The following is a 23,551-nucleotide window of genomic DNA, read 5'->3' on the forward strand; positions in this document are numbered from 1 at the left end:
GGTCCGCTCATGCGGCGTTCTCCGACGGTGCTGCCAGTAGCGCCGTCGCCGGCACGTCCAGCCCGGTGCTGGCCGCCTGTTGCGTGGCGCCGGGGCCGAGCATGCTGGCATGGCGCCAGTCGCCCCAGCGGTAGTAGGCGGCGGCAAGCACGACCGCCACCACCGAACCCAGCGGGAAACTCCACCACACCGCGTCGGCGCCGTAGTGGCCGCGCAGCAGCCAGGCGAACGGCACGCGCACGAACCACAGCGCCACCGCCAGGATGATCAGCGGCGCCATCACCGCGCCGGTGGCGCGCACCACGCCGAACAGCACGAAGCTCAGGCCGAAGAACAGGAACGACCACACCACGATCGCGTTGAGGTGCTGGGCAATGCCGATCGCCACGCCGTCGTCGGGCAGGAAGATGCCCAGCGCGCCGCGATTGAACAGGTACACCACCGCCACCAGCGCGCCGGTGAGCAGGAGGTTGTACGCCACGCCGGCGCCGGCGATGCGCGAGACCCGATCCCAGCGTTGCGCCCCGACGTTCTGCGCGGCCATCGACGACACCGCCGCGCCCACCGCCAGCGACGGCATCTGGATGTACGTCCACAACTGCGAGGCGGCGCCGTAGGCCGCGGTGGTCTGCGAACCGTAGGCGTTGACCATGCTGATCATCACCAGCGCCGAGGACGAGATCACCACCATCTGCAGTCCCATCGGCAGGCCTTTCAGCACCAGCGCCCGGACCAGGGCGAAGTCGGGCTTCAGGTAGTGCAGCTCGCCCCGGTACAGGCACAGGAAATGTTTGCGTCGATACAGGTGGGCGACCAGGCCGGCGAGGGCGACGGTCTGCGCGATCAGCGTGGCCAGCGCGGAGCCGCCGATGCCCAGCGCGGGCACCGGACCCCAGCCGAAGATCAGCAGCGGGTTCAGCGCGATGTCCAGGCCCACCGACAGCAGCATGAAATGGAACGGCGTGCGCGAGTCGCCGGCGCCGCGCAGGGTCATCATCAGGAAGGCGTAGAAGTACATCGGCGGCAGCGCGATGAAGATCACGCGCAGGTAGGCGATGGCGTAGGGCCGCGCGTCCGCCGGTGTGCCCATCGCATCGAGGATGTTGCCGGTGAACACGTAGCCCAGGATCGCCACGCTCAGCGACAGCAGCACGAAGAAGCCGGTGCTGGTGCCGACCACGCGCTTGGCCTGGCCCGTGTCGCGGGCGCCCACCGCCTGGCCGACCAGGATGGTGTTGGCCATGCTGATGCCAAACACCACGCCGAGCAGGAAGAACAGCACCAGGTTGGCGTTGGACACCGCGGTCAGCGCCGCCTCGCCCAGGAAGTGGCCGATCCAGATCGCGTTGACCGAGGCGTTCAGCGACTGCAGCACGTTGGCGCCCAGGATCGGCAGCGAGAACAGCAGCAGGCTGCGGGCGATCGGGCCTTCGGTCAGGGCGGTGGCGTGGCGGGCGGATGGTGGCATGGGAATCCGGTGATGGCGCATGGAGGGCGTCGGCCCGTCCCGCAAGTTACGGAGTCGGGGATGTGCGTGGCGTCACGACGCAGCGCGGGCGTCGGCCTGTTCGTCCCAGGCCACCGCGGCCAGTTGCTGCAGATGGATGCGCACATCGGCCGGCCAGTCGCTGACCAGCGCCGCGAAGCGTTCGCGCTCGCCCCGATAGAACGCCCGCGACGCTTCTTCGTAGCCGGGCGCGTCGCCGGCCATCACGCGCATGAAGCGGTCGACCGACTCCATGGCGTGGCGCGCGCGTTCCTTCGCGCCGCCCTGGCGGATGGAATGCTCGACCAGTCGCCGCAGCACCGCCGAGGCGCCGCCGGGTTGCTGGCCCAGCCAGTCCCAGTGCCGCGGCAGCAGGGTGACTTCGCGCGGCACCACGCCCAGCTTCGGGCGACCCGGGCCGCGGCTGGCCGGTTCGGCGGGCGTGGCGGACGGCAGGCGGGCCAGCACGTCGTCGACGCTGCCGCGCAAGTCGATCTCGATCGGCCGGCTGTCGCGCTCGTCGAACACCAGCAGCGGCCCGGTGGCACCCGCGTCCAGGCGCTGTTTCGCGGCGCGGGCGACATCGGCCAGCGCGCCCTGGGCGATCCGTTGCGGGCCGTCGAAGGCGATGCATGAGGTGGTCGGCGACATGTTTTGTCCGGGTAAATTCGTCCGGCGGATTTTATACGGGTCAAATCCCTTGTCAATACTGCCCGGGTAAAAATAAGAGGTGCGGCCAGGCATTCCCGCCGGCCGCGTGCGCCTTGTATGGTTGGGGCTTTCCACCCGAAAGGACTACGGATGACCAAGCGTCTGCGCACGGCCAGCTTGCTGGTTTCACTCGGTGTACTTGCCGCCACCGCGATTCCCCCGCCGGCAGCGGCCGCGGAACTCGCCGTGCCGCCGATCGCCTACCACCAGCGCACCTTGCCGAACGGCTTGCAGGTGCTCAGCGTGGAGGATCACGCCAGCCCCAACGTGGCGGTGCAGATGTGGTACCACGTCGGCTCGAAGGACGACCCGCAGGGGCGCTCCGGTTTCGCGCACCTGTTCGAGCACCTGATGTTCAAGAGCACGAAGCACATGCACGCCGAGCAGTTCGACCGGCTGACCGAGGACGTGGGCGGCGCCAACAACGCCTCCACCGGTGATGACGTCACCAACTATTTCGAGATCGTGCCCAGCAACCACCTGCAGACCCTGCTGTGGGCCGAGGCGGAACGGCTGTCCAACCTCAACGTGGACGAGAAGAACTTCAAGTCCGAGCGTGCCGTGGTGGAAGAGGAATACCGCCAGAGCGTGCTGGCCAATCCCTACGGCAAGCTGTTCAACGCGATCGACCCGAAGTCGTACACGGTGCACCCGTACCAGCGCCCGACCATCGGCAGCATCGAGGACCTGGAGGCGGCCTCGCTGCAGAACGTAATCGACTTCCACGGCACCTTCTACCGCCCCGACAACGCCACCCTGATCGTCGCCGGCGACTTCGACCCGAAGCAGCTCGATGCCTGGGTCGACCAGTATTTCGACGGGATCGCGAAACCGGCCACGCCGATTCCGCAGGTCACCGCGAAGGAACCCGCGCGCAGGAAGGACCAGCACTACACCATCACCAGCGAGACCGCGCCGCTGCCCGGCGTGGCGATCACCTGGCTGATTCCGCCGGCGTCCGACAGCGCCGACAGCATCGCCCTGAAGGTGGCCGCGGCGCTGCTGTCGCAGGGCGAATCCTCGCGCCTGTACCAGTCGCTGGTGTATCGCCACCAGGTTGCCCAGGAAGCGGGCGCCGATGCCGACAGCCGTGTCGGCCCGGGCCTGTTCACCGCCTATGCGATCCTCGCCAGCGGCCATCAGCCGGCCGAGGCGGCCAAGCTGCTGCATGAAGAGATCATCTGGCTGGCGACCCAGCCGATTCCCGACGCCGAGCTGGACAAGGTGAAGACCCAGTTGCTCACCTCCGCGTTGAAACAGCGCCAGACCGCCCAGGGCCTCGCCTTCGCCCTGGGCCAGGCCAGCCTGATCGACGGCAACGTGGAGCGCGTCAACACCGACCTGGATGCCTTGCAGGAGGTCAGCGAGAAAGACGTGCATCGGGTGCTGCAGAAATACGTCACCGGCGCGCACAGCGTCACCATCGACTACCTGCCGCAGGCTGCCGCAGCCAAGCCGGCCGCCACACAGGGAGCAGTGAAATGAGCCGTCCGATGAAGCCTCTTCGCCTGACCGTGCTGGCCGCTGCGCTGATCGCCAGCGGCAACCTGCTCGCCGCCGACTTCCCGGCCACGCCGCCGGCACCGGGCCCGGCGCCCACGCTGAGCGTGCCCACGCCGTCGTCGCAGACGCTGGCCAACGGCCTGCAGGTGATCAGCGTGCGCCGCGCCGGCCTGCCGCTGGTCACCGCGCAACTGGTGGTGCGCAGCGGCGGCGAGATGGACCCGCCAACCCTGGCCGGGCTGGCCGACCTCACTGCCAACCTGCTGACCAAGGGCGCCGCGGGCAAGACCGCACCGCAGATCGCGGCGGCGGCGGAGGCGCTGGGCGGCTCGCTCGGCGCCAGCGCCGGCTGGGACGAAAGCGCGGTGGGCATCACCGTGACCACGCCGAAAGTGCCGCAGGCGCTGCAGCTGCTTTCCGAGGTGGTGCGCCAGCCGGACTTCAGCGAGGCCGAGTTGAAACGCTCGAAGGCACAGGCGCTGGATGACCTGCACCTGATGCTGAGCCAGCCCACCACGCTGGCCTCGTTCGCGGCCAGTCGCGGCGTGTTCGGCGATGGCGCCTACGGCCATTCGCGCAGCGGCACGCCCAGCTCGATCCCGCGCGTCACGCGGGCCAGCGTGCAGCAGCTGCACGCGGCGTTGTATCGTCCGGACAACGCGATGCTGATCCTCACCGGTGACATCACGCCGGCGCAGGCTCAGCAACTGGCGCAGGCCAGCTTCGGCGACTGGGCCAGGCCGGCCACGCCGCTGCCGGCGCGACCGACCGGCCGCCACGCCGGCCGGCTTCCCGCGGTGCTGCTGATCGACCAGCACGGCGCCGGCCAGGCCGGCGTGGTCGCCGCGCATCCGGCGCCGTCGCGGGCCGATCACGGCTACTACGTGGGCACGGTGGCCAATGCGGTGCTCGGCGGTTCGTACTCGGCACGCCTCAACGAGGAGATCCGCATCAAGCGCGGCCTGTCCTACGGCGCCAACAGCCGCCTGATGCCGCTGCACGACGCCGGCATGTGGCTGGCCTCGGCGCAGACCAAGAACCCGTCCGCGCCCCAGGTGGTCGAGCTGATGCTGGGCGAGTTCAAGCGACTCGGCGGCACGCGGGTTTCCGCCGAAGAACTGGCCGCGCGCAAGGCCACCCTGATCGGCAGCTACGGCCGCAGCCTGGAAACCACGGCCGGGCTGGCCAGCGAAGTCGGTGACCTGGCCGTCTACGGCGTGCCGCTGGACGAGATCGGCAAGTACATCGCCCAGGTGCAGGCGGTGACCCCGAAGCAGATCGAGAAGTACGCCGACAAGTACCTCACCGCCGACGCCGGCACCGTGGTGGTGGTGGGCGACGCCTCGAAATTCGCCGCGGACATCCGCAAGACGCATCCGCAGGCCGTGCTGCTGGAGTCGACCGCGCTGGATCTGGACAGCCCGACCCTGCAAGCCGGATCCGCCGCGAAATAGCCGTCCCGACAGAACCGTCTCAACCCGACGTTCACCCGACCCCGGCCATCGTGCCGGGGTTTTTCATGTCTGGCGAAACACCGTGTTGCCGAAATCACCCAAAAGGACGAGTCGGAAGCCTGCGACATTTGGTAAACTGAGAGGTACATTAATTCACTTCCCCTCCCCGGAATCCCCCATGTCCCTGCGCAACCTTGCTCGACACGCCATCGCCCTCGGCCTGATCGCCGCCGCCATACCCGCCACGGCCGCCACCCGCATCGAGATCCAGGGCGGGCGCAGCTACATGGACAGCTACGGCAGCCATGCCGCCTTCGTCGAGGCGGTGTTCCCGGCGCATCCGCTCGGCGGCACCCGCTACAGCTGGTCGCCCGACGTGTCGCTGGGCTGGATCGGCGGCCGCGACGTGCACCGCTACGACTACAGCCCCTACACCACGCGCCCGTCGGTGGCACTGCTGGCCGGCGGCGTGCGCGTCCACCGCGGTGACGCCGGCGACTGGTACCAGCCCCTGTTCGCCAGCTTTCAGGTGGCCGCCACCAACCACACCACCCAGGCGCTGTCCAGCCATTACCAGTTCGTCAGCACGCTGGGTTGGCAGGCGAAACACTTCACCCTGGCGATCCGCCATGTCTCCAACGGCAGCCTGAGCGGCCCGAACCGCGGCGAGACGATGGCCGTGGTCGGCGTGGCCTTCGATATCTGAATCAGCTGAAACACGACGGCCCCGTTCGGGGCCGTCGTGCTGTTGCCGGTTGCGCGGGCGACCCGCTCAGTGGCCGCCGGCGGCCGGGCCGGCCTTGGCACCGAACGGCGGCTTGGCCAGCCAGATCACCAGCACCAGTCCCAGGAAGATCCAGCCCAGCGCATGGAACACCTCGTTGAACGAGATCTGGTAGCCCTGCTGGGTGATCATGTTGTTGATCAGGCTGCTGGCGCCTTGCGCGTCGCCGTGGCCGAGCTGGCTGATCGCTGCCTGTGAGGTGGGGTCGTAGGCGGTGATGTGTTCGGCGAGCTGCTCGTGGTGGCTTACCGCGCGGCGCTCCCACAGCAAGGTGGTGATCGAGGCCGAGAAGCTGCCGCCCAGCGTGCGCAGGAAGGTGGCCAGGCCCGATCCCGAGGCGATCTCGTTCTGCTGCAGGTCCGACAGCAGGATGGTCAGGATCGGCATGAAGAACAGCGCCACGCCGAGACCCTGCCACAGCTGCACCATCGCCACGTGGTAGAAGTCGATGCCGATGAAGAAGTCCGAGCGCATGAAGCAGGTCATGCCCATCACCACGAACGCCACCGAGGCCAGCAGGCGCAGGTCGACCTTGGTGGCGTACTTGCCCACGAAGAAGGTCAGCAGCACCGGGATGACGCCCAGCGGCGCAGTGGCGTAGCCGGCCCAGGTCGAGGTGTAGCCCAGGTTGCGCTGCAGCCACAGCGGCACCAGCAGGCCGATCGAGAAGAACGCGGCGTAGGCCAGGATCAGCGCGATGGTGCCCGCGGTGAAGTTGCGGTGCCGGAACAGCTTCAGGTCGACGATCGGGTCCTTGTCGGTCAGTTCCCAGATCAGGAAGATCGCGATGCTGATCGCCGAGACGATGCTGGTGACGATGATGAAGGTGGAGTTGAACCAGTCCTCGTCGTTGCCCTTGTCCAGCACGATCTGCAACGCGCCTACGCCGATGATCAGGGTGATCAGGCCGACGTAGTCGATCTTCGGACGCTCGGTCTTCTCGACCTTGCCGCGCAGCTGGCTGGCCACCACCATGCTGGCGAAGATGCCGATCGGCACGTTGATGAAGAAGATCCACGGCCACGAATAGTTGTCGGTGATCAGGCCGCCCAGGATCGGGCCGGCGATCGGCGCCACCACCGTGACCATCGCCAGCAGCGCCAGCGCCATGCCGCGCTTGGCCGGCGGGTAGATGCCGATCAGCAGGCTCTGCGTGATCGGGTACATCGGCCCGGCCACCGCGCCCTGCAGGGCGCGGAACAGGATCAGCATGCCCATGCTCTGCGAGACCCCGCACATGAACGAGGTCAGCGCGAACAGCAGGGTGCAGGCGGTGAACAGCCGCACCTCGCCGAAGCGGCGGGTGAGGAAGCCGGTCAGCGGCAGCGAGATCGCCATGCTCACCGCGAACGAGGTGATCACCCAGGTGCTCTGGTTGTTGCTGACGCCGAGGTTGCCGGCGATCGTCGGCAGCGACACGTTGGCGATCGTGGTGTCCAGCACCTGCATGAAGGTCGCCAGCGACAGACCGATCGTGCTCAGTGCCAGATTGGGTGGGCGGAATTGGGTGGTCATCGGCGTCGGTCAGTGATGGGGCTGAATGGCTCCTCACCCTGCAGGCAGGAGGAGGTTGGGAGGGGTAACCCCACCCCAACCCTCCCCTGCGAGCAGGGGAGGGGGCTTCATTTGTCGCCGGCCATGTTGGCGTGGATGATCCGGTTGATCGTCGCGTCCGCGGTGACCAGCTGCTGCTTGTAGACGTCGGTGCTGAAGGCCGGCTGGGTGGGCGACTTCTGCGCCAGGGTCGGGCCGTTCTGGTCGTGCAGGCTCACGTCCACCGTCACCGACATGCCCAGCCGCAGCGGGTGCTTTTCCAGCATCGCCGGATCGTCGAACACCACGCGCACGGGAATGCGCTGCACGATCTTGATCCAGTTGCCGGTGGCGTTCTGCGCGGGCAGCAGCGAGAACGCGCTGCCGGTGCCGACGCCCAGGCTCTGCACCTTGCCCTTGTACTTCACCGAGCCGCCGTAGACGTCCGACTCGATCTCCACCGGCTGGCCGATGCGCATTTTCGTCAGCTGGGTTTCCTTGAAGTTCGCATCCACCCACACGCCGTGCAGCGGCACCACGGCCATCAGCGCGGCGCCGGGCAGCACGCGCTGGCCGACCTGCACCGAGCGTTTGGCCACATAGCCGTCCACCGGCGCCACCAGGCTGGCGCGGGCGTCGTCCAGATAGGCCGCCCGCAACCTGGCTGCGGCAACCTGCACGTCCGGGTGCGAGGCGACCATGGTGTCGTCGACCAGCACCTTGCTGGTCTGGTACTGCTGCTGCGAAGTGATCAACGCGCTCTCCGCGGTGGTCAGCGCGTCGCTGGCGTGCGCCAGTTCCTCGGCCGAGATCGCCCCGGACTTGGCCAGCGCCACGCGGCGCTTGTAGTCGGCGCGGGCCTTGTCGACCGCGGTCTTGCGCGCGGCCACGTCGGCCTGGGCGCCGTTGACGCTGGAATACAGGCCGCGCACCTTGCGCACGGTGTTGGCCAGGTTGGCCTTCGCCTCGGCCAGCGCCACGTCGGCGTCGCTGGGATCGAGCTGCACCAGCACGTCGCCGGCGTGCACCAGGTCGCCGTCGTCGGCACCGATGCTGACCACGGTGCCGGGCACCTGCGGGGTGATCTGCACCACGTTGCCGTTGACGTAGGCATCGTCGGTGCCTTCGTACCAGCGACCGTCGAGGAAGTACCACAGCGCCCAGGCGATGATGCCGAGCAGCACCACCAGGCCGAGCAGGCGCAGCATGAAGCCGCGCGGATTCTTCTTCGGGGCGGTGGGAGTCGTGGCGGCCGTGCTATCGGCCGGAGTGGAAGTCGGGCTGGACATGGGGCTGCCTCAGGAACGTGGGATGGGGGAAGAAGAGGAGGGAGCGGGCGCGTCGGCCTGCGGCTGGAAGCCGCCGCCGAGCGCCTCGATCAGCTGTACGGAAAGGTCGACCTGCTGCGCTTCCAGCGCGGCCACGCCGCGGTTGGCCGTCAACAATTGCTGGCGCACCACGAGCGCTTCGAGATAGCTGCCGATGCCGGCCTTGTAGCGCTGCTCGGCCAGTTGCCAGGCCTGCCGCGCCGCGGTCTGCGCCCGCCGCTGCGCGTCCAGCTGCAGTTGCACGGCATGCGCGGCGGAGAGCTCGTCGGCCACTTCGTTCAGCGCGCCGACCAGGGTCTGGTTGTACTGCGCCACGGCCAGGTCGTACTGCGCATCCTTGCCGGAAAGGTTGGCGCGCAGGCGGCCGCCGTCGAAGATCGGCAGGCTCAGCGTCGGGCCGAACTGGTAGAAGCGCGCGGGCAGGGTGAACGGATTGCCGCCACCCAGCGTGATCACGCCGGCCATCGCGCCCAGGCTGATGTTGGGCAGGAACTCGGTCTTCGCGGCCTTGATGTCCTTGCCCGCCGCCTCGACCCGCCAGCGCGCGGCGACCAGGTCGGCACGGTGGCCGAGCAGGTCCAGCGGCAGGTTGTCGGGCACCGCGAGCTGGGCCGGGGTGAGCAGGTGCGGGCGGCCGATCTGCAGGCCGCGATCCGGACCCTTGCCCAGCAGCACCGACAGCGACGAACGGGCGGCGTCCACCGCGCGGTCGGCCAGTGCGGCGTCCTGCTGCGCCACGGCCACTTCGCCATCGGACTGCCTCAGCGCGATCTGGTTGTCGATGCCGGCGGCGACCCGCTGGCTGGTCAGCGTGCGGGCCTCGCTGGCGCGTTCCAGCTCGCCCCGGGCCAGGTCCTGCTGGGTGAACGCATAGCCGAGCTGCGCATACGCGCGCGCCACGTTGCCGGACAGCTCGATGCGCGCGGCGCGGGCGTCGATCTCGGCGGCGCGGGCGGAACCCAGCGCGGCTTCCCACGCGGCGCGCTTGCCACCCCACAGGTCGATGCCCCACTTGAAGCTCACGTCGGCGTACTTGGCCAAGGCGAAATGGCCGCCACCGGAATCCGCCGGCATCACCGTGGTGGGGATGCGTGCGCCGGACACGCTGGCGCCGGCGTTGATGCTGGGCTTGCGCGCCGCGTCGGCACGGCCGGCCTCGGCCTGGGCCGCGCGGGCGCGCGCGTCGGCTACGCCAAGGCCGGGATTGTCGTGCAGTGCCTCATCGATCAGCGCGTCCAGCTGGCTGTCGCCCAGCGTGTGCCACCAGTCCTGCGCGGGCCACGCGGCCGGCGTCAGGTCCAGCCGCGCGAGGCTGCGCTCGGCTTTCAGCGAGGCGGCATCGATGGGCGTGCCATCCGGCTGCAGGCCGCCGCTGCTGGCGCAGCCGGCCAATGCCAGGGTCAGGGCGGTCGCAGCCGCCAGTAGGTGCAGACGCATGGGTGGAAGTCCGGGGAGGAGGAGGGGGATTGGGGGAAGGATCAGTTCTTGTCGCGGAGCGCGCTCAGCACGCGCCCCAGGTAGTCATGCAACCGGGCCTGTTCGGTCGACGTCATCGAGCGCTGCGCCGCCGTCATCACCCGCTCGCTGCACAACGAGGCGGAGTTCTGCCAGACCGCGTTGCCGGCGCTGGTCAGCTCGATGCGCAGGGCGCGGCGGTCCTGTGCGTGCGGCGTGCGGCGCAGCAGGCCCTTGCGTTCGAGCTGGTCGAGCTGGCGCGTCATTGCGCCACCGTCGAGCTCCACCGCGCGGGCCAGCTCGGTGGCCGACACCGCGCCCAGCTGATGGGCCTTCTTCAGGATCAGGAACTGGGTGAAGCTCAGGTCCAGGTCCTGCTTGGCCAGCTCCGCCTCGACCGCACGCACGATTTCGGCGCGCACCATGTTCAGCAGCATGCCCAGGCTCGGCGGGTGTGCCGGGTCGCCGGGGGTCGAGTGCAAAAGCGGGGCTTCGGTCTTCATGCCGCGCATTCTATTGCCAAAACTATAGTTGTCAAGGCAAATATGTCTGTGTTGATGCTTGCACGGGCAAGTTACGTTCGAATGCCGCCCCCGCCCAGTTCCGCCAGTTCGTCGGCCAGCCAGGCGCGCAAGGCGGGGTCGCGCAATTCGAACAGGTCGAACACGCCCAGCGCCCGCAAGGTGGGCAACTGGGCCAGCAGCCGCGGTTCGACTTCGCGGCGCAGGGCTTCGGGGGTGGCGGGATCGAGCATCAGCTGCGCCGCGGCGACGAAGGTGACGCAGGCTTCGTTGGCGTCGAGCGTGGGCCGGGTTCGCAGCAAGGTGGGGGTATTCACGGGCATCGGTTTCCTCCGGGATCAGATGGAAGACGTTTCTGCCGGCAGGGAATGGACAGAGCGCCAGAGGGACGTGCTGGATGGGTCGACCCAGTGTAGTTTTCCGCCCGCCTGGCCTGATAACGTGAATAAGTCAAAAAGTGTCGAGAACCCGCCAATGGGACACCAGGAACAATTTCTGCGCATCGAGCGGGCGGACGGCCCGGGCCTGATTGCCTTCGTCGTGAACGACCTGGCGCCGGAACGGGAGAGCGTGTGGCACAGCCACCTGCGCGGCCAGTTCATGTACGTGGAAAGCGGCCTGGTGTGCGTCCGCACCCGGCTCGGCCTGTGGACGCTGACGCCGCATCGGGTGGGCTGGATGCCGCCGGGCGAGGAACACACCGTCAGCGTGATCCAGAGCACCCACGGCTGGGGCGTGTTCGTGGCGCCACAGGCCGCCGTCGGCATGCCGGACGAGCCCAGCGTGCTGGGCGCCAACGAGCTGATGCGGGCGCTGGTGCACCGCGCCTCCGCCTGGGCCCACAGCGATCGGCTGGACGAGGGACAGCAACGCATCATGGACGTGCTGATGGACGAGATGCGCCGCGCGCGGATCGCTGACCATCCGCTGCATCTGCCGATGCCGGATGACCGGCGCCTGCTGCGCATCTCGCGCAAGCTGCTGGCCGAGCCGCACGACAACCGCAGCCTGGAGGCATGGGCCGACTGGGCCGGGCTCTCGGCGCGCAGCCTGAGCCGGCTCTTTCGCAGTGAAACCGGCTGCAGCTTCGCCCAGTGGCGACAGCAGGCCCGGCTCAGCCGGGCGCTGGAACGCCTGGCCGCCGGCGAGCAGGTGGGCGAGGTCGCCGATGCGCTGGGCTACGTCAGCGTCAGCGCCTTCGTGGCCATGTTCCGGCGCCAGTTCGGGCGGCCGCCGGGGCGCTACTTCGCCCAGCGCTCCGCACCGGTGTGATGGGCCGGTGTGATGGGCCTGGCGGGCACCGATAAGCCCGGCTTATCGGCCTGATCACAAATCCGTCCTTGGTCGACGACGCGGTGCGGGCATAGCATGACCCGGCGCCATTTCGCGCTGCCGGAAAGTCAGCGAGGTCATCATGATCCGTTCGTTCGTGCCCGCCTTGCTTGCGCTGGCCCTGTTTTCCACCGGCGCCGTTGCCGGCAACGACTTCTGGCAGACCCCGACCATCCACGGCGCCGGCCGGATTCATCCGATGCCGCAGGCGGCCTACCAGCCCGATCGCCAGGCCACCTACAAGGTCGTGTTCAGCCTTAGCAAGGCCGGCGACAAGCCGACCACGGTGAGTCCGTCGCTGGATCACGTGGCGCGGGCGGTGAACCTCTACGTCAACGCCGGCGTGCCGCTGTCGCACCTGAAATTCGTGGCGATCGCGGCCGGGCCGGCCACGCCGATCGTGTTGAACGACGCGCAATACCGCAAGAAGTACGGCGTGGCCAATCCCAACCTGCCGCTGATCGCCCAGCTGCGCAAGGCCGGGGTGGATGTCGCCGTGTGCGCCCAGGCCGTGGCCGAACACGACTTCCAGTACGACTGGGTCGATCCGCAGGTCACCGTGGCACTGTCCGGGCTGACCACGGTGATCGACCTGCAGCAGCAGGGTTACGCGTTGAGCCCGCAGTAAGTCCATCCGCAGGAGCCGATTGTCATGCGCCATCCGATTCCCCAGCTGTTGCTGGCCGCCGCCGCATGCGTGCTGAGCGTTGCCGCCAGCGCCGCCGACCAACCCGACTACCTGCCGCCGTGGAATCCGCCGCCGGCCGGCCTGCAGTTCAGCGTGCCGCCGTTCGACGCGATCGCCGACCTGCACGGCGACATCGTCGATCCGCAGCTGGTGGTGTTCTTCGCCGGCAACCAGTTCATGGTGGTGCACGACCTGATGGATGCGTTCCGGCAGGCGCATCCCGCCTACCGGCGGATCTTCGTGGAAACCCTGCCGCCGGGCATCCTGGCCAAGCAGATCGAGAGCGGCTCGCTGGTCATGGGCAACCTGCGCATCACCCATCGTCCGGACGTCTATACGGCCGGCAAGGGCGCCATCGCCGACCGCCAGAAGGAGCACGGCTGGTTCGCCGAGACGCATGACTACGCGCGCAATCCGCTGGCGATCCTGGTCGCCCGGGGCAACCCGAAGCACATCACGGGGCTGGCCGACCTGGGCCGCGGCGACGTGCGGGTCAGCATGCCGAACCCGGCCTGGGAAGGCATCGCGAAGCAGATCGAGGCGAGCTACCGCAAGGCCGGTGGCGAGGCGCTCGACCACACCATCATGCAGGCCAAGGTGGCCGACGGCACCACCTTCCTCACCCGCATCCATCATCGCCAGTCGCCGCTGCGCGTGCTGCAGGGCGCATCGGACGCGGCGCCGGTGTGGTCGACCGAGGCGTATTTCCAGCAGCAGATCCTGCATCACCCGGTGGAAACCGTGGCCATTCCCGAGGCGCAGAACGCGGTCGCCACGTATACCGCGGCGCGCATGAAGAACGCGCCGCACGAGCAGGCGGCAAAGGACTTCATGGCCTTCATGCAGAGCCCCGCCGCGGCCGCGGTGTATCGCAAGTACGGCTTCCTTCCCGCTCACTGAGGTGCACGCCATGTTCCGGCCGGCCATACGTCGTTTGTTCGGGATCGCCGCGCTGGCCGGCATCGGCATGCCGCCTGTTGCGCTGGCCGTCGATGCCGCCGCCATCGCCAACGCGGGCAACGGGCGGGGCGCCGCGCCGTGCATGGCCTGCCATGGCGCGGACGGCGCCGGCCAGGCGGCCGCGGGCAATCCGCGACTGGCGGGCCTGGATGCCGCGTACCTGCAGAAGCAGCTGGACGACTTCGCCAGCGGCGCGCGCAGCAACCCGGTGATGCAACCCACGGCAACCGCGCTGAGCGAAGACGAACGCCACGCGATGGCGACCTACTACAGCCAGCTCCCGCTGCCGGCGAAACTGGCGACGGCGCTGCCCGCGCCCGACAGCGCCGGCGCAGTGCTCGCCACGCGGGGCGACTGGAGTCGCGGCGTGCCCGGCTGCGTGCAATGCCACGGCCCGGGCGGCAGCGGCGTGGGTGCGAACTTTCCGCCGCTGGCCGGCCAGCCTGCCAGCTACATCGAGGCCCAGTTGAGGGCCTGGCAGCAGGGCACGCGACACAACGATCCGCTGCAGCTGATGCAGCATCTGTCCGCGGCGCTCGGCGCGCAGGACATCGAGGCGGTGGCGGCATGGTTCGCGGCTCAACCCGTTCCGGCTGCGGAGACTGCGCCATGAAGTCCGTGCTTGCAGGTTTCGCGTTCGTCTGTGTCCTGACCGCTTGCACGCAGAAGCCAGCGCCCGCGCCTGCACCGGCGCCCGCCGCCTCGGTGCCGAAAGCGGTGGCCGCCGCGTCCGCGTCGACGACGTTCTCGCCGCCGGCCGAGTCGGCGATTCCCGCCGGGCCGCTGGGCGACGTGATCCGCCAGGGGCGCGACATCTTCATCGACACGCCCACGCACGCGAAGGCGTACGTCGGCAACGGACTGAGCTGCAGCAACTGCCATCTCGATGCCGGTCGGCAGGCCAACTCGGCACCGTTGTGGGGCGCCTATGGCATGTACCCGCAGTACCGCAAGAAGAACGGCAAGGTGAACACCTTCGGCGAACGTCTGCAGGGCTGCTTCCGCTTCAGCATGAACGGCAAGGCGCCACCGCTGGACAGTGCCGAGATGGTGGCGCTGGAAACCTACGCCTGGTGGATGGCCACCGGCGCGCCGGTGGGGAAGAAGTTGCCCGGCGCGGGCTATCCGAAGGCCGGCTTCAAGCCGCCGCAACCACCGGACTACGCGCGTGGCGAAACCGTGTTCCGGAAGAACTGCGCGCTGTGCCACGGCGATGACGGCCAGGGCCAGCAGGTTGCCGGGCGCAACGTGTTTCCGCCGCTGTGGGGGCCGCAGTCGTTCAACTGGGGCGCCGGCATGCACCAGCTGGACAACGCCGCCGCCTTCATCAAGGCGAACATGCCGTTCAGTCGCGGCAACACGCTGAGCGACCAGGACGCATGGGACGTGGCGATGTACATGGACGCACACGAGCGTCCGCAGGACCCGCGCTTCGACGGCAGCGTCGACGAGACGCGCAGGAAGTACCACGACACGCCGATGTCGCTGTACGGCACCGAAGTGCAGGGACATCGGCTGGGGTCGCCGGCCGGCAGACACTGAATTTCCAGGAAGCTGCCGGCTGCCTGATGATGCTGCCCAACGGACGGGCACTTGCAATGATGGCCGCATCGCCATACATTCGCATATTCTAATATACGTGGAGCGACCGACGTGCATCCGTGGCTGATCGCAACCCTGGGCGGCGTCCTGATCGGCGCGGCGGCCGTGCTGCTGATGGCGGCGCTGGGCCGGATCGCCGGCATCAGCGGGATTGCCGGCAGCCTGATCCGTTGCGGCGTCGGCGATCGCGGCTGGCGGATCGCCTTCGTGGCGGGCATGGTCATCGCGCCATGGCTGCTCTGGCTGATTCGCGGCGACAGCGGCATCGGCGCGCCGCAAACGGGTTTGCCGTGGATGCTGCTGGCCGGCCTGCTGGTGGGCTTCGGCACGGGCATCGGCAGCGGCTGCACCAGTGGCCACGGCGTCTGCGGCATCGCGCGCCTGTCGCCCCGTTCCCTGCTGGCCACTGCGGTCTTCATGGCCTTCGGCATCGCCACGGTCTACGTGGTCCGCCACCTGCCCGGAGGGCTGTGACATGAAGCTGCTACTCGGCCTGCTGGCCGGCCTGCTGTTCGGACTGGGCCTGAGCCTCGGCGGCATGACCCAGCCGGCGGTGGTGCTGGGTTTCCTCGACATCTTCGGCCAGTGGGACCCGCGCCTGGCGTTCGTGATGGCCGGTGCGGTGCTGACCACGGCGATCGGCTACCGGCTGGTGCTGCGGCGTGCGCGTCCGCTGCTGGCGGACGCCTTCCAGCTGCCCACCTCGCGGCGGTTCGATATGCGGTTGGTAGGCGGCGCGGCGCTGTTCGGCATCGGCTGGGGCATCGCGGGATACTGTCCCGGTCCTGCGCTGGCCTCGCTGGGCGCGACCGATCCGTCCCTGCTGGCGCTGGTGGCAAGCATGGTCGTTGGCTGGTGGCTGGCATCACGGTTGCCGGTGGCCCGGCGTTGAGGGAGCACGTCATGCAACGTCCCGAAGTGAAGTCGTTCTTCCACGAACCGAGCAACACCTTCAGCCACGTGGCGTGGGACCCGGCCACGATGAAGGCGGCGGTGTTCGACGTGGTGCTCGACTACGACGCGGCGTCCGGGCGCACCGGCCACGCGTCGGCCGACGCGGTGATCGCCTTCGTGCAGGAGCAGCGACTCGACGTCGATTGGCTCATCGAGACGCATGCCCATGCCGATCACCTGTCCGCGGCGCCGTACGTGCGCGAACAGCTGGGCGGCCGGCTTGCCATCGGCGAGCACATCCGCGAGGTGCAGGCGACCTTCGGCACGCTGTTCAATGCCGGCGCCGGCTTCGCCCGTGACGGCAGCCAGTTTGATCACCTGTTCGCCGACGGCGAGCGCTACCTGCTGGGCGGCATCGAGGCGCAGGCGCTGCACACGCCCGGCCACACGCCGGCGTGCATGGTGCACGTGATCGGCGACGCCGCCTTCGTCGGCGACACCTTGTTCATGCCCGACTACGGCACGGCCCGCTGCGATTTTCCCGGCGGCGACGCGGCCACGCTGTACCGCTCGATCCGCAGGATTTTCGCGCTGCCGGACGCGACGCGGCTGTTCCTGTGCCACGACTACCAGGTGCCGGGACGCGACGGGTTCGTCTGCGAAACCACCGTGGCCGCGCAGCGCACGGGCAACGTCCACGTGCGCGACGGCATCGATGAGGCGGCCTTCGTGGCCATGCGCCGCGCCCGCGACGCCACCCTGAAAGTGCCGCAGTTGCTGTTGCCCGCGGTACAGGTGAACATGCGCGCCGGCCACCTGCCGCCGGCCGAGGACAACGGCGTGCGCTATCTGAAAATTCCGCTGGATGCGATCTGATCGCCGGCGCGGCTTCACTCTGGAGGGAAACCCATGCAACCCCGTCAACTCACCGAGCAGCTCAGCGTCGCCCCGCAGATCGCCGCGGCGGACATGCCGGCGATCGTCGCGCAGGGCTTTCGCAGCGTCGTCAACAACCGGCCCGACGGCGAAGAGCCGGGCCAGCCGGACAACGCCGGGCTGGAAGCGGCGGCGCTTGCGGCGGGCCTGGAATGGCGGCATATCCCGGTGGTGTCGGGCAAGGTCAACGATGACCAGGTGCGCAGCTTCAGCGAGGCGATGGCGCAGCTGCCCGGGCCGGTGCTGGCGTTCTGCCGCAGCGGCACGCGCTGCAGCGCGCTGTGGGCGCTGTCGTCCGACGACACCGTCGACAACATCCTGGCCACCACCGAGGCGGCCGGTTACGACTTGTCGATCCTGCGCGGCTGGCTGGAAATGAGCCGCCGTTGATGGCCACCGTCACCCGGCGCAAGCCTCGGGCGCGGCAGGCCGCCGCGCCGGTCCTGCCGGCGCAGCTGCATCGCCACGCCGACGAGGCGGTCGCGGTGCTGAAGGCGATGGCCAGCCACAACCGGCTGATGCTGCTGTGCGAGCTGGTGCAGGGCGAACGCTCGGTGGGCGAGCTGGCGCAGGCGCTGGAGCTGGCCCAGGCCACCGTGTCCCAGCACCTGTCGCTGTTGCGTCGCGACGGCGTGGTCAGCGGCCGGCGCGAAGCGCAGACGATCCATTACCGCATCAGCGACCCGCGCGTGCAGGCGCTGATGACCACCTTGTTCAGGCAGTTCTGTGTCGACGACTGACCTTCCACCTGCATGGAAACCGCGATGACGCATCTGCTGACCATGCAGGCCCTGCTGGCGATCGCCTGCGGTTCGGCCGTGGGATTCTCGCTGGCCCTGATCGGCGGTGGCGGTTCGATCCTGGCGGTGCCGTTGTTGCTGTACGTGGTCGGCGTGCACGACCCGCACCTGGCGATCGGCACCAGTGCGCTGGCGGTGTCGTTCAACGCGTTCGCCAACCTGATTCCCCATGCGCGTGCCGGCCACGTGCGCTGGAAGGTGGCCTTCACCTTCGCCGCCACCGGTGTACTCGGCGCCTTCATCGGCTCCAGCATCGGCAAGGCGATCAACGGCCAGCACCTGCTGGTGCTGTTCGCGCTGCTGATGATGGTGGTGGCCGGCTTCATGCTGCGCGGACGGCGCGGCGGCGTGGATCGCTATCCGCTGCCGGGCATGTATCCGCGACTGGGCGCGGTGGGCCTGGGCACCGGCAGCCTGGCCGGCTTCTTCGGCATCGGCGGGGGCTTCCTGATCGTGCCCGGGCTGATGTTCGCCAGCGGCATGGAGATCATCTACGCGATCGGCACCTCGCTGTTCGCGGTCGGCTCGTTCGGCCTCACCGCGGCGACCAACTACGCGATCTCCGGCCTGGTCGACTGGCCGGTGGCGGCCGAGTTCATCGGCGGCGGCATCGTCGGCGGCTGGCTGGGCGCGATGGGTGCGAAGCGGCTGGCGAAGACGCGTGGCGCGCTGAACATCATCTTCGCGCTGGCGATCATCGCGGTGGCGATCCTGATGCTGGTGAAGAGCCTGCGCGGCTGATGCCCGATCGCGACAAAGAATTTGGCCGGTGCTGCGGCACAATGCGCCCTGGTCGCGCTGGAATGCCCCGATGATTTTCGTGTTGCTGAGCGTGCTGTGCAGCGTGCTGGTGTCGGTGTTGCTGAAACTGGCGCGCCGGTTCCGGCTCGACGTGGGCCAGGCGATCGCCTGGAACTACCTGGTGGCCAGCGTGCTCACCGCACTGCTGCTGCAACCTGCGCCGGCCAGCTTGCGCGCACCGGGCGTGCCGTGGCTGGCGCTGGTCGCGCTGGGCATCCTGCTGCCGACCATCTTCCTGGCCCTGGCGGCCGCGGTGCGCCACGCCGGCATCGTGCGCAGCGACGCGGCGCAGCGGCTGTCCCTGCTGCTCTCGCTGCTGGCCGCGTTCGTGCTGTTCGGCGAGCAACTCTCCGCGTTCAAGCTGGGCGGCATCGCGCTGGGCCTGCTGGCACTGCTGTGCATGGTCTGGCGCAGCGGCCACGCACCGGCGAGCGAAGGCGCCGCCGGCTGGCTGTATCCGCTGCTGGTGTTCGCCGGCTTCGGCGTGATCGACATCCTGTTCAAGCGGGTGGCCCAGGCCGGCGTGTCGCTGGGCACCTCGCTGCAGGCGATGTTCGCGCTGGCGCTGCTGGTCGCGTTCGCGATGCAGCTGTGGCGCCGCGTTCGCGGCAGCACCCGCTTCACCGTCCGCAGCGCCGTCGCCGGACTGCTGCTGGGCCTGGCCAACTTCGGCAACATCCTGTTCTACCTGCGCGGCCACCGCGCCCTGCCGCAGCACCCGGCGCTGGTCTTCGCCAGCATGAATATCGGCGTGGTGGCGCTGGGTGCGGTGGTGGGACTGGTGCTGTTTCGGGAGCACCTGAGTCGGCTCAACCTGGCTGGCGTGGGGCTGGCGGTGATCGCCATTGGCGTGCTTGCACGCGGCTGATGCATCGCCGGCGCCGCTTCATCTCCCCCTCGCGAGTCGCGCGAATGCGCGTGGTGAGGCATTTTCAAAACGGTCCAGCAGCAGTTTCACGAAGGCGGCCACTCGGGCGCTCACATGTCGATGTGAGGGATACAGTGCCCACACTTCGACCGGGTGGTCGGCGAGTACGCCCCAGTCGAGCAGCCGGCCGGCGTCGATGTCGGCCTGGACCAGCGAGCGCGGCATGGCAGCGGCGCCCACCCCGGCGGTCACCGCATCGTGGATCATCGCCATCGACGACAGGCGCAGCACGGTGCGCGTCGCGATGTGGCGCACGCTGCGTGTGCGGGTGAGCTGCCAGGTGGCATCGGCGGGCGTGCGTGACAGGGTGATGGCGGGCACGGCGACGCCATTTCTTCCCGCTGGACGGGGCAGCGACGGCGCGGCCACGACCACCATCACGTCGCGCAGGAAGCAGCGGCCGGCCAGGTCGGTCGAGGGATCGGGGTTGGCGCGGATGATCAGGTCGAAGTCGTCATCCACCGGGTCGACGAAACGATCCTCGGTGACCACTTCCAACTGCACCTGGGGATAGGCGAGCGCGTAGTCCGCGGCGATGCGGCCCAGGCCGCGCTGGCCGAACAGCACCGGCGCGCTGATGCGCAGCCGGCCGCGTGGCGTGCCGATGCCTCCGCGCAACACCTCGCCCACTTCGTCGATGTGTTCCAGCAGCGACTGCGTCCGTTCCTGCAGCTCGCGTCCCTCCGGCGTCAGCCGGAGCGTATGGCCGCCGCGCTCGAACAGGCGCACGCCCAGCGCATCTTCCAGCTGACGTACCCGCCGCGACAGCGTGGCCTTGGGTCGACCGGTGGCTCGGGCGGCGCGGCCGAAGCCGCCGTGTCGCGCCACGTCGTTGAAATCGGCCAGGGCGAGCAGATCCACGGGTGTTCCATGAGTGAGACGGGATGTCCAGATTATGCGGCTATCGGGACGCTTCTTGAAACAGCAGGATGGCGTTGTCCACCACCTGAAGGAGATCCCCATGAACATTCTCGTCACTGGCAGCACCGGCACCATCGGCAGCCTCGTCGTTCGCGGGCTGGCCGCCCAAGGCGCCAGCGTCCACGCGTTGACGCGCGACCCGGCCAAGGCGTCGTTTCCCGAGGGCGTCATCGCGGTCAAGGGCGACATGACCGACGTTCCCTCGATGCGTGCGGCGCTGAAGGAGGTCGACACGCTGTTCCTGCTCAATGCCGTGGTCGCCGATGAAGTGACCCAGGCGATCGGCACGCTGAGCCTGGCGCGCGAGGCGGGCATCCAGCGCATCGTCTATCTGTCGGTACTCAACAGCGATGCCTACACCGACGTGCCGCATTTCGCCGGCAAGTACACGGTGGAACGGATGATCGAGCAGTTCGACCTGCCGGTGACCGTGCTGCGCCCGTCCTACTTCATGCAGAACGACGCGGCGCTCAAGGACGGCCTGCTGCAGGGGCGTTACGGCATGCCCGTCGGCAACGTCGGCGTGGCGATGGTCGACGTGCGCGACATCGCCGAGATCGCGGTGGCCGCGCTGCTGCGCCGCGCGCGGTCCGCGACGCCGCTGCCGCGCGAGGTGATCGAGATCACCGGCCCGGACGTACTGACCGGTGATGCGCTGGCGACGATCTGGTCCGGCGTGCTGGGCAAGCCGGTGACGCCCGCGGGCAACGACCTCGATGCCTGGGAGAACGTCATGGCCGGCTTCATGCCATCGTGGTCGGCTTACGATTTGCGCCTGATGCTGGCGCGCTTCCACGTCGACGGCATGCTCGGAAAATCGAACGCGGTGGATCTGCTCACCGGCCTGCTTGGCCATCCGCCGCGCCGCTATCGCGACCTTGCCGGGGAGCTGGCGAAGGCGTGGGAGGCGGCTTGAGGGAGCATAGGGAGGGCAGAGACATTATCTGTCGTAGGACACTGGGTCGCCCCAAATTCCAAGGCATTCAATAATGTCTCTGACCCTTTACGATTAAATTTGTCCCTTAATGTTGCTTTGGTAAGTTAGCCGTCATGACGAATGAAGTTGGGCGGTCGAAGTGGGAATGCTGATGCAAGCGATTTTAATGCTGAGATCACGTCTGGGTAGAGCTCTGGCAGATTTGAAAAAGATTCCCCCTCAATCTTGTATAGATGGACCTTCGGGGCCGAGATATTTTGCTCGGCCCATTTACTCGCATGGTAAAGGACAGTAGGGATAAGTTGCTCTGCGCGAGAAACCTCTGCAGCTGTCTTCCCCAAGGCAACAAGCATGAGCCTGGTTTGCGTTGGTAGATGACAAGAACATAGTGAAACCCCGTACACGCGGGTGCCAGAGAATTCTATGCCGCCAAGCATTTCCCTAATTGCGGGCCGAATTTTGAGTTCGTACAGCTCGTTAAGTGCGGTCGTTGCGAGCCATGACCCCATGAAAGCGCAGATTCCGATAAAGCCTTGGAACGCAGTTAGATAAGCTTGCGGATGAGAGCTAACTTCCCAAAGCGTTTTGTCAGTATCCGCGACGACTAGCGCCTCAGGTTCCCTAGACAAGTAGTCCGCCAAATCTCCGAACGGCCCGACGACAGCTCGTATAAACCTAGAGCCTCCAAAAACTATCAAACTGTCTGAAACACTGATGTCGGCATGATTCATGGTGTCGACTCCCCGCGAAATTCGATCTAGACATACCCAGTGATAGTCATGAGTTGGCAGTCGATATGATGACCGTGTGCAGTCGATGTTATGCCGCAGGCTTGCGCCGCCCACCACCACCCCGCCCCGCCTGCGCCACATGTCGCGGCGCCGTCGATCCGCGCACCACCAGCTCCGGGCTGAAGCCTTCGTTTGCATGCTGGGCCGGTTCGCCGTTGGCTTCGCGCTGCAGGTCGCCGATCAGGCGCTGGGCGGCATGCCGCGCGATTTCCTCGGTGGCCTGGCGGGCGGTGGTCAATGCCGGCCAGGACTGCTTGGAGAACGGGCTGTCCTCGAAGCCGGCGATGGACAATTCATACGGCACGTTGATGCCGTCGGAATGGGCGGCGGCGAGCACGCCGGCGGCGATCTCGTCGTTGGAACCGAAGATCGCGGTGGGGCGGTCCTTCAGCGCCAGCAGTTTGCGGGCGCCGCGGAAGCCGTCGTCGAAGGTGTAGTCGCCGGCGAGGATCAGCTTGCGGTCGAGCGGGATGCCGTAGTCCTTCAGCGCGTCCTCGTAACCCTGGTAGCGCTCGGGGCTGGAGCGATGCTCGCGGCCGCCCCACAGGAAGCCGATGCGCTGGTGGCCGAGCTGGATCAGGTGCTCGGTGATCGCGTAGGCGGCGTCGCGGTCGTCGACGTAGACGCAGGGAAAGCCGTCCTGCGGGTCCTTGCGCGCGGAGATGATCCGGATGAACGGGATCTTCGCCTCGACCAGGCTGCGGATCAGCTCCGGCTGTTCGGACATCGGCGGCGCCAGCACCAGGCCGGCCAGGCGCGAGCGCTGCACCAGGGTGCGCAGCTCGTCGGCCAGTTTCGGCGAGGCCGAATCGCAGGGATGGATCTGCAGGCCGAAGCCGCTGGAACGGCACACCGACAGCACGCCGCGCTGCAGGTTGATGATGTAGTGCGCGTTCGGATTGTCGTAGACCAGTCCGATCGCGTAGGCGCGGGTGCTGCGCAGGCTGCGCGCGGAGGGATCGGGCTGGTAGCCGAGCGCGTCGATCTCGCGCTGCACCTTCTCGCGGGTGCGGGCATGCACGGACGGTTCGTTGTTGATCACTCGCGAAACGGTCTTCAGCGAGACGCCGGCCCGTTCCGCGACATCCTTGATGGTGGCACTGCGCACCCGTTGAACCTCATGCATCGTGATTGGTGACGCCGCTGCCGTCGAACCGAAGCGGGCGCCGCCGGATTGCGCGGCGGC

26 protein-coding genes are annotated in these 23,551 nt (G+C 68.2%); 16 read left to right on the plus strand and 10 right to left on the minus strand.

The genetic code is table 11. The annotated features are described in order from the left end of the window. Positions 1-7: 7 nt before the first annotated feature. Both I6J77_RS00780 and I6J77_RS00785 read right to left on the minus strand, forming a co-directional pair. On the minus strand, positions 8-1,468 hold the full coding sequence (locus I6J77_RS00780) for an MATE family efflux transporter (RefSeq protein ID WP_204110176.1): 1,461 nt from the start codon (positions 1,466-1,468) through the stop codon (positions 8-10). Between the two features lie 72 nt (positions 1,469-1,540). Further along, positions 1,541-2,137: a DUF2239 family protein gene (locus I6J77_RS00785; RefSeq protein WP_204110177.1), complete on the minus strand. Its 597-nt coding sequence runs from the start codon at positions 2,135-2,137 to the stop codon at positions 1,541-1,543. A gap of 150 nt (positions 2,138-2,287) precedes the next feature. Here I6J77_RS00785 and I6J77_RS00790 point away from each other — a divergent pair, with 150 nt between their 5' ends. From I6J77_RS00790 to I6J77_RS00800, 3 genes are all read left to right on the plus strand, one after another. Then, positions 2,288-3,682 (plus strand): pitrilysin family protein, encoded by a 1,395-nt coding sequence (locus tag I6J77_RS00790; RefSeq protein ID WP_204110178.1) that lies wholly within the window; start codon positions 2,288-2,290, stop codon positions 3,680-3,682. Positions 3,683-3,690: 8 nt separating this feature from the next. Next, entirely contained in the window at positions 3,691-5,154 is a 1,464-nt protein-coding gene (locus I6J77_RS00795; protein WP_239309111.1) for a pitrilysin family protein, read from the plus strand. A gap of 178 nt (positions 5,155-5,332) precedes the next feature. Continuing rightward, positions 5,333-5,860, plus strand: coding sequence for an acyloxyacyl hydrolase (locus tag I6J77_RS00800; protein ID WP_204110180.1), 528 nt, complete (start codon positions 5,333-5,335; stop codon positions 5,858-5,860). A gap of 66 nt (positions 5,861-5,926) precedes the next feature. Here the strand turns inward: I6J77_RS00800 and I6J77_RS00805 are convergent, their stop codons facing one another. The 5 genes from I6J77_RS00805 to I6J77_RS00825 form a co-directional block, all read right to left on the minus strand. After that, a complete protein-coding gene (locus I6J77_RS00805) occupies positions 5,927-7,453 on the minus strand; it encodes a DHA2 family efflux MFS transporter permease subunit (protein ID WP_204110181.1) in 1,527 nt (508 codons plus the stop codon). Between the two features lie 107 nt (positions 7,454-7,560). Further along, positions 7,561-8,760 carry an HlyD family efflux transporter periplasmic adaptor subunit gene (locus I6J77_RS00810; protein WP_204110182.1) on the minus strand — a complete coding sequence of 400 codons (1,200 nt, stop codon included), beginning with the start codon at positions 8,758-8,760 and terminating at the stop codon, positions 7,561-7,563. 9 nt (positions 8,761-8,769) lie between these two features. Continuing rightward, positions 8,770-10,236, minus strand: coding sequence for an efflux transporter outer membrane subunit (locus tag I6J77_RS00815; protein WP_204110183.1), 1,467 nt, complete (start codon positions 10,234-10,236; stop codon positions 8,770-8,772). 41 nt (positions 10,237-10,277) lie between these two features. Further along, positions 10,278-10,757: a MarR family winged helix-turn-helix transcriptional regulator gene (locus I6J77_RS00820; RefSeq protein WP_204110184.1), complete on the minus strand. Its 480-nt coding sequence runs from the start codon at positions 10,755-10,757 to the stop codon at positions 10,278-10,280. 71 nt (positions 10,758-10,828) lie between these two features. Further along, positions 10,829-11,098, minus strand: coding sequence for a hypothetical protein (locus I6J77_RS00825; protein WP_239309113.1), 270 nt, complete (start codon positions 11,096-11,098; stop codon positions 10,829-10,831). 118 nt (positions 11,099-11,216) lie between these two features. On the opposite strand from I6J77_RS00825, the gene I6J77_RS00830 reads away from it, so the two are divergent. From I6J77_RS00830 to I6J77_RS00885, 12 genes are all read left to right on the plus strand, one after another. After that, on the plus strand, positions 11,217-12,047 hold the full coding sequence (locus I6J77_RS00830; RefSeq protein ID WP_239309115.1) for a helix-turn-helix domain-containing protein: 831 nt from the start codon (positions 11,217-11,219) through the stop codon (positions 12,045-12,047). 142 nt (positions 12,048-12,189) lie between these two features. Then, on the plus strand, positions 12,190-12,735 hold the full coding sequence (locus I6J77_RS00835) for a DsrE family protein (protein ID WP_204110185.1): 546 nt from the start codon (positions 12,190-12,192) through the stop codon (positions 12,733-12,735). Between the two features lie 24 nt (positions 12,736-12,759). Further along, on the plus strand, positions 12,760-13,695 hold the full coding sequence (locus I6J77_RS00840; RefSeq protein ID WP_204110186.1) for a substrate-binding domain-containing protein: 936 nt from the start codon (positions 12,760-12,762) through the stop codon (positions 13,693-13,695). A 10-nt stretch (positions 13,696-13,705) separates the two neighbouring features. Beyond that, positions 13,706-14,368 carry a c-type cytochrome gene (locus tag I6J77_RS00845; RefSeq protein ID WP_239309117.1) on the plus strand — a complete coding sequence of 221 codons (663 nt, stop codon included), beginning with the start codon at positions 13,706-13,708 and terminating at the stop codon, positions 14,366-14,368. Beyond that, the gene (locus tag I6J77_RS00850; RefSeq protein WP_204110187.1) at positions 14,365-15,297 is read left to right on the plus strand and encodes a c-type cytochrome; all 933 of its coding nucleotides are present in this window, start codon (positions 14,365-14,367) and stop codon (positions 15,295-15,297) included. Before I6J77_RS00845 ends, I6J77_RS00850 begins: the two co-directional genes overlap by 4 nt. 174 nt (positions 15,298-15,471) lie before the next feature. Further along, entirely contained in the window at positions 15,472-15,831 is a 360-nt protein-coding gene (locus tag I6J77_RS00855) for a YeeE/YedE family protein (protein ID WP_239309245.1), read from the plus strand. Between the two features lies 1 nt (position 15,832). After that, positions 15,833-16,249: a DUF6691 family protein gene (locus tag I6J77_RS00860; protein ID WP_204110189.1), complete on the plus strand. Its 417-nt coding sequence runs from the start codon at positions 15,833-15,835 to the stop codon at positions 16,247-16,249. A gap of 11 nt (positions 16,250-16,260) precedes the next feature. After that, positions 16,261-17,127 (plus strand): MBL fold metallo-hydrolase, encoded by an 867-nt coding sequence (locus I6J77_RS00865; protein ID WP_204110190.1) that lies wholly within the window; start codon positions 16,261-16,263, stop codon positions 17,125-17,127. 33 nt (positions 17,128-17,160) lie between these two features. After that, a complete protein-coding gene (locus I6J77_RS00870) occupies positions 17,161-17,577 on the plus strand; it encodes a TIGR01244 family sulfur transferase (RefSeq protein WP_204110191.1) in 417 nt (138 codons plus the stop codon). Beyond that, entirely contained in the window at positions 17,577-17,927 is a 351-nt protein-coding gene (locus I6J77_RS00875) for a helix-turn-helix transcriptional regulator (protein ID WP_204110192.1), read from the plus strand. The genes I6J77_RS00870 and I6J77_RS00875 overlap by 1 nt, the downstream gene beginning before the upstream one ends. A 36-nt stretch (positions 17,928-17,963) precedes the next feature. Continuing rightward, on the plus strand, positions 17,964-18,728 hold the full coding sequence (locus I6J77_RS00880; RefSeq protein ID WP_056717691.1) for a sulfite exporter TauE/SafE family protein: 765 nt from the start codon (positions 17,964-17,966) through the stop codon (positions 18,726-18,728). Between the two features lie 70 nt (positions 18,729-18,798). Then, positions 18,799-19,656 carry a DMT family transporter gene (locus tag I6J77_RS00885; RefSeq protein ID WP_204110193.1) on the plus strand — a complete coding sequence of 286 codons (858 nt, stop codon included), beginning with the start codon at positions 18,799-18,801 and terminating at the stop codon, positions 19,654-19,656. Between the two features lie 18 nt (positions 19,657-19,674). On the opposite strand, the gene I6J77_RS00890 is transcribed toward I6J77_RS00885, so the two are convergent. After that, the gene (locus tag I6J77_RS00890; RefSeq protein WP_204110194.1) at positions 19,675-20,577 is read right to left on the minus strand and encodes a LysR family transcriptional regulator; all 903 of its coding nucleotides are present in this window, start codon (positions 20,575-20,577) and stop codon (positions 19,675-19,677) included. 100 nt (positions 20,578-20,677) lie between these two features. Here I6J77_RS00890 and I6J77_RS00895 point away from each other — a divergent pair, with 100 nt between their 5' ends. After that, positions 20,678-21,553: an NmrA/HSCARG family protein gene (locus tag I6J77_RS00895; RefSeq protein ID WP_204110195.1), complete on the plus strand. Its 876-nt coding sequence runs from the start codon at positions 20,678-20,680 to the stop codon at positions 21,551-21,553. 125 nt (positions 21,554-21,678) lie between these two features. Here I6J77_RS00895 and I6J77_RS00900 read toward each other — a convergent pair whose 3' ends face one another. Beyond that, positions 21,679-22,305, minus strand: a complete 627-nt coding sequence (locus I6J77_RS00900) for a hypothetical protein (protein ID WP_204110196.1) — start codon at positions 22,303-22,305, stop codon at positions 21,679-21,681. Between the two features lie 88 nt (positions 22,306-22,393). Continuing rightward, positions 22,394-23,473: a LacI family DNA-binding transcriptional regulator gene (locus I6J77_RS00905; protein ID WP_204110197.1), complete on the minus strand. Its 1,080-nt coding sequence runs from the start codon at positions 23,471-23,473 to the stop codon at positions 22,394-22,396. Between the last annotated feature and the right edge of the window lie 78 nt (positions 23,474-23,551).

The organism is Rhodanobacter sp. FDAARGOS 1247 (assembly GCF_016889805.1).
GTDB lineage: Bacteria > Pseudomonadota > Gammaproteobacteria > Xanthomonadales > Rhodanobacteraceae > Rhodanobacter.

What these genes read in the sequence shown, in the direction of transcription:
- I6J77_RS00780 (WP_204110176.1), bottom strand. Translation starts at nt 1,468, where the DNA reads ATGCCACCATCCGCCCGCCACGCCACCGCCCTGACCGAAGGCCCGATC.
- I6J77_RS00785 (WP_204110177.1), bottom strand. Translation starts at nt 2,137, where the DNA reads ATGTCGCCGACCACCTCATGCATCGCCTTCGACGGCCCGCAACGGATC.
- I6J77_RS00790 (WP_204110178.1), top strand. Translation starts at nt 2,288, where the DNA reads ATGACCAAGCGTCTGCGCACGGCCAGCTTGCTGGTTTCACTCGGTGTA.
- I6J77_RS00795 (WP_239309111.1), top strand. Translation starts at nt 3,691, where the DNA reads ATGAAGCCTCTTCGCCTGACCGTGCTGGCCGCTGCGCTGATCGCCAGC.
- I6J77_RS00800 (WP_204110180.1), top strand. Translation starts at nt 5,333, where the DNA reads ATGTCCCTGCGCAACCTTGCTCGACACGCCATCGCCCTCGGCCTGATC.
- I6J77_RS00805 (WP_204110181.1), bottom strand. Translation starts at nt 7,453, where the DNA reads ATGACCACCCAATTCCGCCCACCCAATCTGGCACTGAGCACGATCGGT.
- I6J77_RS00810 (WP_204110182.1), bottom strand. Translation starts at nt 8,760, where the DNA reads ATGTCCAGCCCGACTTCCACTCCGGCCGATAGCACGGCCGCCACGACT.
- I6J77_RS00815 (WP_204110183.1), bottom strand. Translation starts at nt 10,236, where the DNA reads ATGCGTCTGCACCTACTGGCGGCTGCGACCGCCCTGACCCTGGCATTG.
- I6J77_RS00820 (WP_204110184.1), bottom strand. Translation starts at nt 10,757, where the DNA reads ATGAAGACCGAAGCCCCGCTTTTGCACTCGACCCCCGGCGACCCGGCA.
- I6J77_RS00825 (WP_239309113.1), bottom strand. Translation starts at nt 11,098, where the DNA reads ATGCCCGTGAATACCCCCACCTTGCTGCGAACCCGGCCCACGCTCGAC.
- I6J77_RS00835 (WP_204110185.1), top strand. Translation starts at nt 12,190, where the DNA reads ATGATCCGTTCGTTCGTGCCCGCCTTGCTTGCGCTGGCCCTGTTTTCC.
- I6J77_RS00840 (WP_204110186.1), top strand. Translation starts at nt 12,760, where the DNA reads ATGCGCCATCCGATTCCCCAGCTGTTGCTGGCCGCCGCCGCATGCGTG.
- I6J77_RS00845 (WP_239309117.1), top strand. Translation starts at nt 13,706, where the DNA reads ATGTTCCGGCCGGCCATACGTCGTTTGTTCGGGATCGCCGCGCTGGCC.
- I6J77_RS00850 (WP_204110187.1), top strand. Translation starts at nt 14,365, where the DNA reads ATGAAGTCCGTGCTTGCAGGTTTCGCGTTCGTCTGTGTCCTGACCGCT.
- I6J77_RS00855 (WP_239309245.1), top strand. Translation starts at nt 15,472, where the DNA reads ATGGCGGCGCTGGGCCGGATCGCCGGCATCAGCGGGATTGCCGGCAGC.
- I6J77_RS00860 (WP_204110189.1), top strand. Translation starts at nt 15,833, where the DNA reads ATGAAGCTGCTACTCGGCCTGCTGGCCGGCCTGCTGTTCGGACTGGGC.
- I6J77_RS00865 (WP_204110190.1), top strand. Translation starts at nt 16,261, where the DNA reads ATGCAACGTCCCGAAGTGAAGTCGTTCTTCCACGAACCGAGCAACACC.
- I6J77_RS00870 (WP_204110191.1), top strand. Translation starts at nt 17,161, where the DNA reads ATGCAACCCCGTCAACTCACCGAGCAGCTCAGCGTCGCCCCGCAGATC.
- I6J77_RS00875 (WP_204110192.1), top strand. Translation starts at nt 17,577, where the DNA reads ATGGCCACCGTCACCCGGCGCAAGCCTCGGGCGCGGCAGGCCGCCGCG.
- I6J77_RS00885 (WP_204110193.1), top strand. Translation starts at nt 18,799, where the DNA reads ATGATTTTCGTGTTGCTGAGCGTGCTGTGCAGCGTGCTGGTGTCGGTG.
- I6J77_RS00895 (WP_204110195.1), top strand. Translation starts at nt 20,678, where the DNA reads ATGAACATTCTCGTCACTGGCAGCACCGGCACCATCGGCAGCCTCGTC.
- I6J77_RS00900 (WP_204110196.1), bottom strand. Translation starts at nt 22,305, where the DNA reads ATGAATCATGCCGACATCAGTGTTTCAGACAGTTTGATAGTTTTTGGA.